Consider the following 14,945-nt stretch of genomic DNA (forward strand, 5'->3'; position numbering starts at 1 on the left):
CGCGACGAAAACTGTTCAATGCCAACGTGTTACGTGCAGGCAAACCTGGTGAAGGTTATTCGCACGGTGGTCGCCGAGCGCCGCCGCTTGGTTGCGCTTCGTATTCTGGCACCTAGACTTCGTTTTGTGGGTTGACGCACCGAATTTCCATTCGCACGCTTGAATGAGCGAGGCGTGGCCCTCGGCACTCGGCCTGCGCGGATTCGTTGCCGGGGGCCGCCAAAGGGCAGGCCATCGAAAGGGGGTGCTGTGCAAGACGGCAGTGCGGCGGTGGTCACCCAGCTGGCCGAACTGGTGTCCAGCCTCGAGCGCCGGGAAAGCAATACCACCGCGGGCCTGAATCAACTCATCGACAACGGCGTCCTGCACGTGGCGGGTTGCCAGTACGCCGGCATCACGCTGGCCGAGCGGAGCAAGTCCGTCATCAACGTGGCCGCGACGCATCGTTACCCGATCCTGCTGGACGCCATCCAGAACCGCTACGGCGAGGGACCGTGCCTGGATGCCGCCTGGCGGCACCACCTGATGCACGTCGAAGACCTCGCCGAGGACCAACGATGGCCGCGGTATCGGCGGTACGCGATCGAGCAGACGCCGATCCGGTCCATCCTGTCCTACGAATTGTTCGTGGGCCACGGCACGATGGCCGCGCTGAACTTCTACTCCGACTCCCCGTACGCGTTTCACGACGACTCCGTGGAGTTGGGCGCCGTCTTTGCCACACACGTCGCGCTGGCGTGGTCGATGTTGCGCCGGCAAGACCAATTTCGCAGTGCCCTGGCTTCGCGGGACATGATCGGTCAGGCCAAGGGAATCATCATGGAGCGGTTCAATCTGGACGCCGTCGAGGCTTTCGAGCTGCTCACCCGGCTGTCGCAGAAATCCAACACCCGGCTCACCGACATCGCGAAGTCGCTGATCGAGAACGAGCATCCCCTCAAGCGTCCGCACCGCTGACGCTGTGCGACGAGGGGCCGCGGCGTTTCGCCCCCCGCCGAGCGGGTATGTGCCACGCGCATGAAGGCTGTTACATGGCACGGGAAGCGCGATGTGCGGGTGGAGTCGGTTCCAGACCCGAAGATCGAGAAGCCCTCCGACGCCATCATCGAAGTCACCTCGACCAACATCTGCGGGTCGGACCTGCACCTGTACGAGATTCTCGGGGCGTTCATGAAACCCGGGGACATCCTGGGGCACGAACCCATGGGAATCGTGCGCGAGGTCGGTGGCGAAACCGGTGACCTGCGGGTCGGCGACCGGGTGGTCATCCCGTTCCAAATCTCCTGCGGCAGTTGCTACATGTGCGACCAGCAGCTCTACACCCAGTGCGAGACCACCCAGGTCCGCGAGCAGGGCATGGGAGCTGCGCTGTTCGGCTACTCGGAGCTCTACGGCGAGGTCCCCGGCGGGCAAGCCGAACTGCTGCGCGTCCCGCAAGCGCAGTTCACCCACATCAAAGTCCCTGTGGGCCCGCCGGATTCGCGATTCGTCTACCTGTCCGACGTGCTGCCCACCGCCTGGCAGGCGGTGGCCTACGCCGACATCCCCGACGGCGGGACGGTCACCGTGCTCGGCCTGGGCCCCATCGGCGACATGGCCGCGCGCATCGCCGACCACCTCGGCTATCGGGTGATCGCGGCCGACCTGGTGGCCGAGCGCCTGGGCCGCGCCGCGCAGCGCGGCATCCACACCATCGACCTGGGGCGACTCGACTGCTCGCTGGGGGACGCGATCCGGGACCTGACCGACGGGCGGGGTTCCGACTCCGTCATCGACGCGGTCGGCATGGAAGCGCACGGATCCCCGGCGGCCAAGTTCGCCCAGCAGGCCACCGGCATGCTGCCGGACTTCATCGGCAAGCGGCTGATGCAGACCGCCGGCGTGGACCGGCTCAGCGCGCTCTACTCCGCCATCGACATCGTCCGCCGCGGTGGGACGATATCGCTGATCGGTGTGTACGGCGGGATGGCCGACCCCCTGCCGATGCTGACGCTGTTCGACAAGCAGGTGACCCTGCGGATGGGCCAGGCCAACGTCAAGCGGTGGGTGGACGACATCATGCCGCTGCTGACCGACGACGACCCGCTGGGCGTCGACACGTTCGCCTCCCACGTGCTGCCCCTGGACCAGGCCCCGCACGCCTACGAGATCTTCCAGAAGAAGCAGGACGGGGCGGTGAAGGTCATGTTACGGCCCTGAAAATCGTTTTGCTGCAAGGCCTTCCGAACCACCGTTTGGGGGAGGCCCCGGTAGGGTATTGATTGCGCCATGACATCCGCAGAAGCCATCGCCCCCACGCCCACCGGAGAGGTGTGGCCGGGCCGCGCCTACCCCCTGGGCGCCACCTACGACGGGGCGGGCACCAATTTCGCCGTCTTCAGCGAAGTCGCGGAGCGGGTGGAGCTGTGCCTGTTCGACGCCGAGGGCACCGAGAGCCGGGTCCCGCTGCCCGAGATCGACGGCTACATCTGGCACGCCTACATCCCCAACATCGAACCCGGCCAGCGCTACGGCTACCGCGTGCACGGCCCGTACGACCCGCCGAACGGCTTGCGGTGCAACCCGAACAAGCTGCTGGTGGACCCGTATTCGAAGGCCATCGACGGATCGTTCGAGTGGAACCAGGCCCTGTTCAGCTACAACTTCGGCGACCCGGACAGCCGCAACGACGACGACTCCGCCGCGTTCATGCCCAAGTCGGTGGTGATCAACCCCTACTTCGACTGGGGCAACGACCGGCCGCCGGACCACCAGTACGCCGACACGGTCATCTACGAGGCTCACGTCAAGGGGCTGACGCAGACCCACCCCGACCTGCCCGAGCAGTTGCGCGGAACCTACGCGGGCGTGGCGCACCCCGTGATCATCGAGCACCTCAAGAGCCTGGGCGTCACCGCGATCGAGCTGATGCCCGTGCACCACTTTGCCAACGACTCCACCCTGGTCGACAAGGGCCTGTCGAATTACTGGGGTTACAACACGATCGGGTTCTTCGCGCCGGACTTCAAGTACTCCAGCTCGACCTCGCCCGGCGGCCAGGTGCAGGAATTCAAGGCCATGGTGCGGGCGCTGCACGAGGCCGGCATCGAGGTGATCCTCGACGTCGTCTACAACCACACGGCCGAGGGCAACCACATGGGCCCGACGCTGTCGATGCGCGGCATCGACAACGCCGCCTACTACCGGCTCGTCGACGACGACAAGCGCTACTACATGGACTACACGGGGACCGGCAACAGCCTCAACGTCGGTCACCCGCACGCCCTGCAGCTGATCATGGACTCGTTGCGCTACTGGGTGACCGAGATGCACGTCGACGGCTTCCGCTTCGACCTCGCGTCGACGCTGGCCCGCGAGTTCTACGACGTCGACCGGCTGGCCACGTTCTTCGAACTGGTGCAACAGGATCCGACGGTCAGCCAGGTCAAGCTGATCGCCGAGCCGTGGGACGTCGGGCCGGGTGGCTACCAGGTGGGCAACTTCCCGCCGCAGTGGACGGAATGGAACGGCAAGTACCGCGACACCGTCCGGGACTTCTGGCGCGGGGAGCCGTCGACCCTCGACGAGTTCGCCTATCGGCTGTCCGGATCGGCCGACCTCTACGAGCACACCGCGCGCCGCCCGGTCGCGTCGATCAACTTCGTCATCGCCCACGACGGGTTCACGCTGCGAGACCTGGTGTCCTACAACGAGAAACACAACGAGGCCAACGGCGAGGACAACAACGACGGCGAAAGCCACAACCGGTCGTGGAACTGTGGCGCGGAGGGGCCCACCGACGACCCGGGTGTCAACGCGCTGCGCGCCCGCCAGCAGCGCAACTTCCTCACGACGCTGCTCCTGTCGCAGGGCGTGCCGATGATCTGCCACGGCGACGAGCTGGGCCGCACGCAGAACGGAAACAACAACGGGTACTGCCAGGACAACGAGATCACCTGGATCGACTGGTCGAAGGCCGACAACGGCCTGCTGGAGTTCACCCGCGTCGTGTCGGCGCTGCGCGCCAACCATCCGGTCTTCCGCCGGCGCCGGTTCTTCTCCGGCAAGCCGTTGGGCCGCCGCGGCCAGGACGGGCTGCCCGACATCGCCTGGTTCACCCCCGAGGGCACCGAGATGACCGAGGAGGACTGGGGCGCGGGGTTCGCGAAATCCGTCGCGGTGTTCCTCAACGGGCACGGTATCCCCGACCGCGACGCGCGGGGCCAGCGGGTGCTCGACGACTCGTTCCTGCTCTGCTTCAACGCGCACTACGAGGCGATCGAATTCACGCTGCCGCCAAAGGAATTCGGCGCCGCCTGGCAGCTCGTGGTGTTCACCGGCCCCGACGAGGAGACGCCCGCGGAGGAGGTGCCCGGCGGGGGCACGCTCACCGTGGACGCGCACACGGCCGTGGTGCTGCAGGCCCCGGACGGGGGCTGATCCCGCCCGGGTGGCCGGGGGACCTTTCGCCCATGGATTGATTACCTTGTGCCCTCGGGCATCGGCCGTCGATCCGCGCACACTGTCGGGTGCGCGCCGTTGGGGGAAGGAAGGGGCAGCCGATGGACGGGCGGAGCCCCGAGGCGTGCCTGAACGACGTGGCCTGGTGCCGGCGGATCGCCCTGCTGATGGTGTTCGCCCTCGCCACGATGACGTGGGTGGGCTGGGCGACGGGTGTTGACCGGCTGACCCGCATCCACCCGACCTGGCCGGAGATGATGCCATGGACGGGCGCGTGGCTGGCGGGGCTGGGTGCGGCGATTCTGCTCCAGTCGGGTAGCCCCTCGCGGGGGCGCGCGTGGGCCGGGCGAGGACTGGCGCTGGTCGTGGGCGCCCTCGCCGTGATCGTGCTCGCGGAGTACGCCACCGGCAGGCCGTCGTCCGGATTCGACCAGGTGTGGTTCGGTGACGCGGTCCGTGCGTCACGATGGAGCTGGCCGGGGCGGCCGAGCCCGCAGACAGGCGTGTCGGCGCTGTTCCTGGCGGCGGCCACCGGCCTGATCCGAGTGGATCGCGGGACCCGCGTGGTCCGGCCCGCGTGCACCGCCGCCGGCGGGGCCATCCCGTTCGTCACGGTCGGTGCCTACCTCTTCGACGCGCTGGCGCTGGTGGGCACCTCGCCTTCGACCGGCCAGGCACTGATGACGGCGTCGGCGCTGTTGCTGGTCGCCGCGGCGACGGCGCTGGCGCGCCCCGACCGGTTCCCGGTCGCCTGGCTGCTCGCGCGCCCCGACCGGAAGTCGCTGCTTCGGCTGGCCGGCCTGCTCGCCGCGCTTCCGGTCGTCGTCGCGGTATCGCGGCCGATCTTCCTGGGGCTCGGGGTCGGACCGCACGCCGAGTGGACCTTCTCGATCCTGCTGGGCACCCTCGTCGTCGGGGTGATCACCTTCGTGTTCATCCAGAACGAGCAGAAACTGCTGATCGAAAAGGAGCTGGCCAGCACCGAGCGCGCCGAGGCCGAGGCGCGCTACCGCATCCTCGCCGACAACGCGGTGGACATCGTCGTGCTCCTTCGCGGTGACGAGGTCGTATGGGTGTCGCCGTCCGTGGAGGCCGCGCTGGGCCGCCCGCCGGACGGGTGGATCGGCCCAGGTTTCAACCGCCACATCCATCCGCAGGACATCGAGACGGTCGCCGACGCTGTGGGCAGGGTCGCCGCCGGCGAATCGGTCGTGCAACGGTTCCGAATTCGCTCCGCCGACGGTCAATACCATTGGGTCGAGAGCCACGGCAAACCGTACGTCGACGCCGACGGCAACACCGACGGCATGATCGCCGCGGTGCGCATCGTCGACGAGCAGGTGAAGGCGGAGCAGCGACTGGAACGGCTCGCCCGGTTCGATACCCTGACCGGCCTGGTGAACCGTGCCGAGGCGCTCGGCCGGCTCGCCGCCGCGCTCGAGGAACCGCAACCGGCGGGGACCTATGTCGGCGTCTTGTTCTGCGACCTGGACCATTTCAAGGAAATCAACGACACCTGGGGACACGGGATCGGGGACTTCGTGCTCGCGACCGTGGCAGCGCGGATTCGGGGAAGCGTTCGCCGTGGCGACACCGTCGGCAGGACCGGGGGCGACGAAATCCTCGCCCTGTTGCCCGGCGTCCGCAACATCGACGAGCTCGCCCGGATCGCCGAGAAGATTCGCTGCCGGGCCGCCGAACCCATCCGCGTGTCCGGCAATACGATTTCCGCCACTCTGAGCATCGGCGCCACGCTTGCCCTTCCCGGCGATACCGTCGACGCGGTCACCGCCCGGGCGGACGCCGCCATGTACCAGGCCAAATTTGGGGAGCGGAACACCGTCGTCCGGAATTAGGCCGCCCAGCCATCGACATGCGCCGGGTGCTATCCGGTAGGTTTTTGCCGACGGCAGCTCGTTACAAGAGAGGGCAAATATGTCAAGGACAGTGGTGGTGGGCGCCTCCAGCGGGCTCGGTCGTTGCATCGGTGTCGGCCTCGCCGAGCGGGGCGATCAGGTCGCGCTGCTGGCCCGGCGCCGCGAGCGCATCGAGGCGGCGGCCAAGGAGGCCGGCCCGGGCGCGGTCGCCATCGAATGCGACGTCACCGACGAGGCGTCGTGCCGGTCGGCGATCGCCTCCGCCGCCGACGCCCTCGGCGGCATCGACAACATCGTCTACACCCCGGCCGTCGGCCCGCTGGTCCGCATGGTCGACACCGATGCCGCCACCTGGCGGCGCATCTTCGACACCAACGTGATCGGCGCCGCGCTGGTGACCGCCGCGGCGCTGCCGCACTTGACGGTCTCCGCCGGCAAGGCGGTCTACCTGTCCTCCGACGCGGGCACCTTCGGGCCGCCGTGGCCGGGCCTGGGCGCCTACGGCGTCAGCAAGGCCGCCCTCGAGCGGATGGTGGACGCGTGGCGGGCCGAGCATCCCGACATCGGGTTCACCACCTTCATCGTCGGCGAGTGCCCGGGCGGCGAGGGGGACGCGGCGACGGGCATGAACATCGGCTGGGACATGGACCTCGCCATGAAGGCCGTCCCGCTGTGGGCGTCCCGCGGCTGCATGCCGGGAAAGCTGATGCCCGTCGAGGACCTGGTCGACGTCGTGCACACCATCCTGCGGACCAACTCCGCGACCTCGATGCCGGTGGTGGTGGCCCGGGGCGCACCGGCCAGCCCCGCCGCGTTCGCCGACTCCGCGCAGTCCTAGCGGCCCAGCTTCTCGCGAACCAGGTCGGTCAGGAAACGCCCGGCCGAGGTCGGCCGGAAGGCGCGGGCGGCCCCGGTGAGTGCCTCGCGGGCGTCCGGGGGCAGGTCGATGTCGGCGGCGGCGACGTTGAACTCGAGCTGCTCGACGCTGGACGCGCCGGGGATGGCGACGACACCCGGATAACTGATCAGCCAGGCCAGCGCGACCTGGGCCGGCTTGGCGCCGACGGTGGTCGCGACGTCGCGAAGCGTCTGCAACAGCGGCTCGACCCGGCGCAGGTTCTCGGTGCCGAACAGCGAGTTCAGCGCCCGGATGCCCCCGGGCCGGTTGTCCAGGCCGTACTTGCCGCCGAGCAGCCCCTGCTCGAGCGGGCTGTAGGCGATGACGATGCGGTTCTCCCGCTCGGCGAAGGGCACCAGGTCCTCCAGCGGCCCGGCGTGGGCCAGCGAGAAGTGCACCTGGTTGCTGACGACCGGCCGACCGAGCGCGGCGTCGGCCTTCCGCCACCGCGCGAGCGAGTAGTTGGAGACGCCGACCGCGCCGATCTTGCCGGCGTCGAGTAGGTCGCGCATGCCCGGCATGATCACCGTGTCCGGAACCAACGGGTTGGATTGGTGAATCTGGTAGAGCGGGATGCGGTCGAGGCCCAGCCGCCGCGCGCTGGCGGCCTCCCGCTGCTTGACCACGGCGGGGAACGGCGCCACCGGCATGATCTTGCTGGCGACGGCGACGCTGGCGCGCCCGTCGCCGAGTGCCTCGCCGAGGATCCGCTCGCTCTTGCCCAGCCCGTAGACCTCGGCGGTGTCGAAGAGCGTCACCCCCAAAGCCAGGGCGCGGCGCACGATCTCGCCCGCGGCGCCGGACGCGTAGCCCTCCCCGTAGCCCCACTCCCGTGACCCGAATTGCCAGGTGCCCAGGCCGATCCGGCTGACCCGGCCCACTCCGTCGACGTCGACATACCTCATAGGCCCACCCTAGCCAGGCAGCTTGCCCAGCACGTAGGTGGCGATGCCCAGGCCGCCCTGCCGCGGCTGAGCGCCGTCCGTCGTGCCGCTGCAGGACACCATCAGGTCGACGATCACGTTGGCCTTGGCCGCGATGACGCGGGCCGAGCGGATCTGCACTCCCCGGGGCGTCAGATCCTGGGTGGTGACGCCGTTGCCGGCGTCGGCGGGTGCGCCGACCGAAAACGTGAGCGACTCCCCGTTGCGGGGTGTGAGCGTCACGGTCGAGCCGCCACATTGGCGCCATCCGGAGAGCAACGCCGCCAGCTGTGCCCGGGCGGCGGCCGGGTCGTGGAAGGCCACGACCGCCTCGATCACCTGGGTGGACTTCAGGAAGCTGCGCGAGTCGCGGAACTCCGCTGCGCGGTATCCGGTGACGGCGGCACCGGCGTAGGCGTCGGGCGTTCCGGGCGCGATGCTGCCCCAGCATTCCGGCCGGTCGATGGCCCCCTCCGCGCTGGATCGGCCCAGGCTGTCCCACGTCTGGCCGGCCTCGAGATTTTGATCGGACGTGATGTTGCGCAGGGCGTCGGCGCCGGGCAGCAGCGCCGCCAGGGCGTCCGGCGCGACCGGACCAGGGGGCGCCGGGGGCGCCGCGCCGGTGGTGGTGGCGGGCGCGGCGGTCTGGGTGGACGGGGTCGCGCCCAAGGTGGCCCACGCGACGACGGCGACCACGGCGAGCGTCATGAACGCGTACGACAGCGCCAGCCCGACACGGGCGCGGTCCCGGCCGAGCTCCCCGCTGCGGCGGATTTGCGCCAGTCCGGCGTGGCCCAGGACCGCCCCGACGGGCGCGAACACGAATGCGAAAACCAGCGACAGCGTCGCCAGCACGTTGACCGGCGGCCGATAGGGCACCGCGGGCGGGGGCGCCAGGACGGGCGGCGGTTCCACCGGGGACGGCGCGGGCGGAACCCGGCCGAGCGGGTCGTAGGTATAGGGGTTCTGCCAATACGGGTCCTGCGGGTTGGTCACGCCAGCGCCTCCTTACCGGCCAACCTGCCCGAAATGTAGCCGAAGCCCGGGCGTCAGAGGCGCGGCTTGGCGACGCTGACCACGTAGGGCACGTCGGCGAGGGTCAGGTACACCCGGTGGGGCCCGATCGCCATGCCCGACAGGGGCGCGGATTGGGCCGCGGGCGGCAGCCCCGCCCGGTAGCCGATCGCGCGGACCACCGGGATCGTCCCCGCCGGGAAGCCGGTGAAGCTCGCCGTCTCCAGCACCACCACCTCGTGGTCGGTGGCGGCGTAGATCCGGGTGTCGTCGGTGCCCAACTCGCGGATCGGGGAGCGCAGCCGGGTGCTGGCCAGCACCGTGAGCCCCTCCCCGCCCCGGCGGGAATCCACGGCGTAGAGCGTGGCGTCGTCGTGGCCGGCCACGTAGCTGCGCGTCACCGCGGTGCCGTCGCCCGCCGACACCGCGACGTCGATACCCAACGACCCGCGCTCCGCCGGAGGTGACGAAGAGCCTTGGTAATGGCGGATTCCGGACGGCGCATAGGCGTGGTAATCGATCTCGCGGCCGCGATTGGCGCCGTCGATGGTGTCCGCGGGATCGCCGGCGATCCGGGCGGTGGGTAGCTTGCGATCACCGTGCTGATCCACCGGTGTCACCGTCGTTCCGTCCGCCGACAGCGCGAGCAGCGTGCGCAACCCGGCGTCCTCGGACAGATACGCCGGGGCGGGCCCGGCGTCGAAATCGCCGATCTGGCGCAGGCTTTCGAGGTCGACCTCGGCGACCCTGCCGCGCTCGGGCTGCGGCACGAACACGATCCGGTCGTCCCGCTGGCTGATCTGCAGGTTGCGTCCGGCCGCCACGGGCGCCGACAGCCGCGTCCTGGCGTCGCCCGGGCGGTCACCGGCGGTCACCTCGGCCAGCCGGCGGTCGCCGGTGAGCGCGACGAGGGCGTGCGTCCGATACGACCACACCGGCCCGCGCAGGGGCGCGGCGACCGACCACACCACCACGTTGGGCGCGCTTTCCAGCGACGCCCCCGGCGCCGCGCAGCCGGCCGTCACGACCAGCGCGCCCAGGATCGCCGCCCGACTGCGCATTCCGGTTGTCACCATCGTTCTCCTCGTTCGCGACTTGATGAGGAACTACCCACTGGTGCACGGCCGTACCGTTTGGTCGCCGAATTCGTCGGGTAGCCGAACAGAAGCGCGCAACAGCCCGCGCGCGGAACAAATGGGAAGGACATCATGGCTCAGAGCGCCATCACGTCGCCCACCGATGTGGTCGACTTTCTTGTCAGTCAGCACGAGCAGATCAAATCGTTGTTCGCCGAAACCCTGGCGGCGTCGGGCAAAGAACGCGAAAAGGCGTTCGTCGAACTGCGCCGACTGCTCGCCGTCCACGAAACCGCCGAGGAGGAAATCGTGCACCCGCGGGCCAAGCGGAAGCTTTCCGACGGCGCCGCGGTGGTCGACGAGCGACTGCACGAAGAGCACGAGGCCAAGACGGTCCTGCAGAAGCTGGAGAAGCTCGACGTGGACAGCGCGGAGTTCACCAGCCTGCTGACTCAGCTGCGCGACGCGGTCGTCGCGCACGCCGAGCACGAGGAGCACGACGAATTCTCCAAGCTGGGCCAGGAATTGAGCGGCGACGAGCTCGAGCGGATGGGCCGCGCGGCCAAGCTCGCCGAGGCGATCGCGCCCACCCGGCCGCACGCCGGAGTCGAGTCGCAGGCGGCCAACCTGGCCGCGGGACCGTTCGCGGCGATGCTCGACCGGGCCCGCGACGCCATCGTCGGCAAGGGCTAGCACGACTCGATGGGGCGCCCCCGCACGACCTGGGTGGGGGCGCCCCAGCCCCGTCGGGTAGGCAAGGGAGCACCATGACCGCAACCAAGGCACCGGGGGCCGAGCATTACCTGCCCGAGCAGCGGGGCCTGGATTCGCTTCGGGCCGCGGCCGAATGCTGCCGGGGCTGCCCGCTTTTCGCCGACGCCACCCAGACGGTGTTCGGCCGCGGACATCCCGGCGCACCGATCATGCTGGTGGGCGAGCAGCCGGGCGACCAGGAGGACCGCGCCGGTGAGCCCTTCGTCGGGCCGGCCGGGCGGCTGCTCGCGCGCGCCCTGGAAGACGCCGGCATCGATCCCTCGCTGACGTACGAGACAAACGCGGTCAAGCACTTCAAGTTCACCCGCAAGGGCGGCAAACGGCGGATCCACCAAAAGCCGGGACGCACCGAGGTGGTCGCCTGCCGGCCCTGGCTCATCGCCGAAATCGAGGCGGTGCGGCCGCACGTCGTCGTGTGCCTCGGCGCGACCGCGGCACAATCCTTGCTGGGCACCGACTTTCGGGTCTCCGCCCAGCGCGGCCAGCAGTTGCGGCTGCCCTCCTCCGTCGTCGACGTCGACCCCGAGCCGGCCGTGGTGGCGACGGTGCATCCGTCGGCCGTGCTGCGCGACCGCAGCGATGGACGCGAGGAGGCCTACCGGCTGTTCGTCGACGACCTGCGCAGCGCCGGCTCCAACCTCTGAGCCGGCGAAGCGTCGTCACTTCTTGTGCGGCATGAATTCCTGCGCCTTGGTCTTGAGGCCGACCTTGACGAAGCCGACTCGGTCCTCGTCACCCGAGAGCACCGCCGTGGTGGCGGCCTTGAACTGATCCCAGGTGGCGTGCGGCGGGATCGGGGGCATGTTGGGATCGGTGAACACGTCCAACACGGTGGGGCGGTCCGCCGAAAGCGCGTTGCGCCACGCGTCCCCGAGTTCCTCGGGGTCCTTGATGGCCATCGCGTTCAGGCCCAGGCTCGCGGCGAACGCGGCGAAGTCCACGTCGGGAAGGTTTTGGGACTCGGCGAATTTCGGCGATCCGGCCATTGCGCGCATCTCCCAGGTGACCTGGTTGAGATCGTTGTTGTGCAGGATCGCCACGATCAGCCGCGGATCGCCCCACTCCTGCCAGTAGCGCTTGATCGTGATCAGCTCGGCCATGCCGTTCATCTGCATCGCGCCGTCACCCACGAAAGCGATGACCGGCCGCCGCGGGTGAGCGAACTTCGCGCCGATCGCGTACGGCACGCCGGGGCCCATCGTGGCCAGCGTGCCCGACAGCGAGCCGCGCATGTTGCCGCGGAACTTCAATTGGCGCGCATACCAGTTGGCCGCCGAGCCGGAATCGGCGGTGACGATGGCGTCGTCGGGCAGCATCGGGGACAGCTCGGAGAACATCCGCATCGGGTTAACCGGGTCGGCGCTGACCTTCGCCTCCATCTCCATCGTTTCCCACCAGCGGGACACGTTGGATTCGATGGTCTCGCGCCACTTGCGGTCGTCCTTGCGCCGCAGGTGCGGGATCAGCGCCCGCAGTGCCGACTTCGCGTCCGAAACCAGGTTGACCTCATACGGGTAGCGCATGCCGATGAAGCGGCCGTCGATGTCGATCTGCACCGCGCGGCACTGATCGAACTGCGGCAGGAACTGCGTGTAGGGGAAGCTGGAGCCCACCGTCAGCAGCGTGTCGCAGTCCCGCATCAGCTCGTAGCTCGGCCGTGTCCCCAGCAGTCCGATCGAGCCGGTCACCCAAGGCAATTCGTCGCTCAGCACGTCCTTACCCAGCAACGCCTTGGCCGCGCCGGCCCCCAGTAGGTCGGCGACCTCGATCAGCTCGTCGCGGGCCCCGCTCGCGCCGTTGCCGACCAGCATGGCAACCTTCTTGCCGGCGTTGAGCAGGTCGGCCGCCCGCCGCACCGCCGCGTCTTCGGGGTCGACCGCCGGCCACTCGATGCCAAGGCTGGAGGGCACCATCTTGAACGCGTGCGTGGGCGGCGAATACGGAAGTTCCTGCACATCCGACGGGATGATGATGGCCGTCGGCGCGCGCTGAGCGATCGCCACCCGGATGGCACGATCCAACACATTGGGCAATTGTTCTGGCACGGTGACCATTTGGACGTAGTCGCTCGCGACATCCTTGAACAAGCTCAGCAGGTCGACCTCCTGCTGATAGGAACCGCCCATAGCGCTGCGGTTGGTCTGTCCGACGATGGCCACCACCGGAACGTGGTCGAGCTTGGCGTCGTACAGGCCATTGAGCAGATGGATCGCCCCCGGACCCGAGGTGGCCATGCAGATCCCGACTCGATCGGTGAACTTCGCGTAGCCCACCGCCTCGAATGCGCTCATCTCCTCGTGCCGCGACTGGATGAACATGGGCTTGTTGTCGGCGCGGCCGAATGCGGCGAGGATCCCGTTGATGCCGTCGCCCGGGAAGGCGAAGACGTGCTCAACGCCCCACGCCCGCAGTCGCTCCAGCAGGTAGTCCGAGACCTCTTGCTTAGCCATTGGTGTTCCTCCTAGACAGACGGTTTTCGATGACGATTCGCTAGCTACGCCGGCCGACGCCGAAGCCACGGGGGCGTGCGGTTTGCTGCGAAGGCCCACGGCCGTCCGTTTCGACCGCAGTCAGACGTGAATGGGCAGGCTGAAGCGCTTCCCACACGACGGGCATACCCACGATCGCCGCCGTTATTCGTCGGGTTTCCTGTGAACGCGCCGCCGGTCGGCTTTATTCGGCTAAAAGCCTTGCGGTGCGCCGTTTCCGACGTAGCCCAAGCCCCTCTTACGCCATGGTCGGGTCGAGCGAGTCGTGGTGTTCAGCACGACGATCGCTCGCCCGCCTTGGCCGCGCCGACTCGTCGCGCCTCGCCTGTGCAGGAGGCCGGCCCACGGCGCGTCAGGCGCTCTTCAGCAGCACGGAGGTGCCAGCGCCCTTGGCCACTCGGCGGATCAGCATGCGGGTGGCCTTGTCCAGGATTTCCTGAGCCGCGTCGGGATCACGCGCGCGCTCGGCGCGGCGGGTCGCCGCGGCGATCGTCAGCCCCTGCTCGTAGCCGGCGACGACGCGGGGATCCACATAAGACCCGCGGGCCACCGCCGGGGTGTTGCCGAGCTCCTCGGCGACCTCCTTCATGACGGCGGACTCGACCCGCTTGGCCACCCGCTGCGAGACGGCCGGATCGGCGTCGGCGAACGCGGTGGCCGCCAGCACCGTTCCGTGCCAGGTGCGCAGGTCCTTGACAGTGAATTCGTTCCCGACCAACTCCTTGAAGCGGGCGTTGAGGTCGTCGGATCGGACATCGAGCCATCCGGTTGCGTTGCGGCACACCAAGAGTCGTTCGGTTCGCTCGGGCCGGCGCATGAGGGCGCGCACCGCCCGGACCACTTCGGGGTCCTCGATTTCCACCGTGCGCCGCACGCCGCTCTTGGCGGGGAAGTCGAAGGCCACCGCGTCGCGCCGGACCTGCACGTGTTCACACAGCAGGGTGGCCAGCCCGTACGACTCGTTCTCCTCGGCATACTGCTCGCTGCCGGCCCGGAAGTAGCCGCGATCGAGCAGCCGCAACGCCACCGCGAGCACCCGCTTACGCGTTAAGCCGCTGCGCGTCAGGTCTTTTGCGATGGCGGCGCGCCAATGGGGCAGGCGCGTGGACAGTTCCAGGACGCGGTCGAACTTCTCTTCGGCACGTTCCTGTTGCCACGCGGTGTGGTAGAGGTACTGGCGGCGGCCGGCGGCGTCCACGCCGACGGCCTGGATGTGGCCATTGGGATGCGGTGAGATCCACACGTTCTTCCAGGCCGGCGGAATGACCAGATCCTTGATGCGCTGCAGGGTTTCGGGGTCGGACAGCAACTCGCCGTCGGGCCCGTAATAGGCGAAGCCCTTACCCCGGCGCTTACGCGCGATCCCCGGCTTGTTGAGCACACTGCGACGCAGCCGCATCTTTCCCTCCAGTCACGTTGACTGGACAATTACCCGTCACGAGGGCCGTTCACAC

At 69.0% G+C, this 14,945-nt stretch carries 12 protein-coding genes; 7 read left to right on the top strand and 5 right to left on the bottom strand.

All coding sequences use genetic code 11. The features are described from left to right. Positions 1-249 precede the first annotated feature (249 nt). From A9X05_RS13265 to A9X05_RS13285, 5 genes are all read left to right on the top strand, one after another. Positions 250-957, top strand: coding sequence for a GAF and ANTAR domain-containing protein (locus tag A9X05_RS13265; RefSeq protein ID WP_067781877.1), 708 nt, complete (start codon positions 250-252; stop codon positions 955-957). A gap of 60 nt (positions 958-1,017) precedes the next feature. Continuing rightward, positions 1,018-2,199, top strand: a complete 1,182-nt coding sequence (locus tag A9X05_RS13270) for a zinc-dependent alcohol dehydrogenase (protein ID WP_067781880.1) — start codon at positions 1,018-1,020, stop codon at positions 2,197-2,199. A gap of 69 nt (positions 2,200-2,268) precedes the next feature. After that, positions 2,269-4,419: a glycogen debranching protein GlgX gene (gene glgX / locus A9X05_RS13275; protein WP_067781884.1), complete on the top strand. Its 2,151-nt coding sequence runs from the start codon at positions 2,269-2,271 to the stop codon at positions 4,417-4,419. Positions 4,420-4,541: 122 nt separating this feature from the next. Beyond that, on the top strand, positions 4,542-6,296 hold the full coding sequence (locus A9X05_RS13280) for a sensor domain-containing diguanylate cyclase (protein WP_067781887.1): 1,755 nt from the start codon (positions 4,542-4,544) through the stop codon (positions 6,294-6,296). Between the two features lie 91 nt (positions 6,297-6,387). Continuing rightward, the gene (locus tag A9X05_RS13285) at positions 6,388-7,155 is read left to right on the top strand and encodes an SDR family oxidoreductase (RefSeq protein ID WP_082954751.1); all 768 of its coding nucleotides are present in this window, start codon (positions 6,388-6,390) and stop codon (positions 7,153-7,155) included. Here the strand turns inward: A9X05_RS13285 and A9X05_RS13290 are convergent. Genes A9X05_RS13290 through A9X05_RS13300 form a run of 3 tightly spaced genes read right to left on the bottom strand, consistent with a single transcriptional unit; the run spans position 7,152 to position 10,213 of the window. Then, positions 7,152-8,120 carry an aldo/keto reductase gene (locus A9X05_RS13290; RefSeq protein WP_067781893.1) on the bottom strand — a complete coding sequence of 323 codons (969 nt, stop codon included), beginning with the start codon at positions 8,118-8,120 and terminating at the stop codon, positions 7,152-7,154. The genes A9X05_RS13285 and A9X05_RS13290 overlap by 4 nt on opposite strands. Positions 8,121-8,129: 9 nt before the next feature. Further along, a complete protein-coding gene (locus A9X05_RS13295) occupies positions 8,130-9,134 on the bottom strand; it encodes a sensor domain-containing protein (protein WP_067781896.1) in 1,005 nt (334 codons plus the stop codon). Between the two features lie 53 nt (positions 9,135-9,187). Next, positions 9,188-10,213 carry a hypothetical protein gene (locus tag A9X05_RS13300; protein ID WP_231978358.1) on the bottom strand — a complete coding sequence of 342 codons (1,026 nt, stop codon included), beginning with the start codon at positions 10,211-10,213 and terminating at the stop codon, positions 9,188-9,190. 147 nt (positions 10,214-10,360) lie between these two features. On the opposite strand from A9X05_RS13300, the gene A9X05_RS13305 reads away from it, so the two are divergent. Beyond that, the gene (locus A9X05_RS13305) at positions 10,361-10,921 is read left to right on the top strand and encodes a hemerythrin domain-containing protein (RefSeq protein ID WP_067761092.1); all 561 of its coding nucleotides are present in this window, start codon (positions 10,361-10,363) and stop codon (positions 10,919-10,921) included. Between the two features lie 74 nt (positions 10,922-10,995). Further along, positions 10,996-11,646 carry a UdgX family uracil-DNA binding protein gene (locus A9X05_RS13310; RefSeq protein WP_067761089.1) on the top strand — a complete coding sequence of 217 codons (651 nt, stop codon included), beginning with the start codon at positions 10,996-10,998 and terminating at the stop codon, positions 11,644-11,646. A gap of 15 nt (positions 11,647-11,661) precedes the next feature. Here A9X05_RS13310 and A9X05_RS13315 read toward each other — a convergent pair whose 3' ends face one another. Together A9X05_RS13315 and A9X05_RS13320 are read right to left on the bottom strand one after the other, a co-directional pair. Continuing rightward, positions 11,662-13,452 carry a thiamine pyrophosphate-requiring protein gene (locus A9X05_RS13315; protein ID WP_067761087.1) on the bottom strand — a complete coding sequence of 597 codons (1,791 nt, stop codon included), beginning with the start codon at positions 13,450-13,452 and terminating at the stop codon, positions 11,662-11,664. A gap of 391 nt (positions 13,453-13,843) precedes the next feature. Continuing rightward, a complete protein-coding gene (locus tag A9X05_RS13320; protein ID WP_067761084.1) occupies positions 13,844-14,890 on the bottom strand; it encodes a DNA topoisomerase IB in 1,047 nt (348 codons plus the stop codon). Between the last annotated feature and the right edge of the window lie 55 nt (positions 14,891-14,945).

The sequence above is a fragment of the Mycobacterium sp. E3298 genome, assembly GCF_001666895.1.
Classification (GTDB): domain Bacteria; phylum Actinomycetota; class Actinomycetes; order Mycobacteriales; family Mycobacteriaceae; genus Mycobacterium.

Coding starts and splice junctions, on each gene's coding strand:
- A9X05_RS13270 (WP_067781880.1), top strand. CDS start 1,018: ATGAAGGCTGTTACATGGCACGGGAAGCGCGATGTGCGGGTGGAGTCG.
- glgX (WP_067781884.1), top strand. CDS start 2,269: ATGACATCCGCAGAAGCCATCGCCCCCACGCCCACCGGAGAGGTGTGG.
- A9X05_RS13280 (WP_067781887.1), top strand. CDS start 4,542: ATGGACGGGCGGAGCCCCGAGGCGTGCCTGAACGACGTGGCCTGGTGC.
- A9X05_RS13290 (WP_067781893.1), bottom strand. CDS start 8,120: ATGAGGTATGTCGACGTCGACGGAGTGGGCCGGGTCAGCCGGATCGGC.
- A9X05_RS13300 (WP_231978358.1), bottom strand. CDS start 10,213: ATGCGCAGTCGGGCGGCGATCCTGGGCGCGCTGGTCGTGACGGCCGGC.
- A9X05_RS13305 (WP_067761092.1), top strand. CDS start 10,361: ATGGCTCAGAGCGCCATCACGTCGCCCACCGATGTGGTCGACTTTCTT.
- A9X05_RS13310 (WP_067761089.1), top strand. CDS start 10,996: ATGACCGCAACCAAGGCACCGGGGGCCGAGCATTACCTGCCCGAGCAG.
- A9X05_RS13315 (WP_067761087.1), bottom strand. CDS start 13,452: ATGGCTAAGCAAGAGGTCTCGGACTACCTGCTGGAGCGACTGCGGGCG.
- A9X05_RS13320 (WP_067761084.1), bottom strand. CDS start 14,890: ATGCGGCTGCGTCGCAGTGTGCTCAACAAGCCGGGGATCGCGCGTAAG.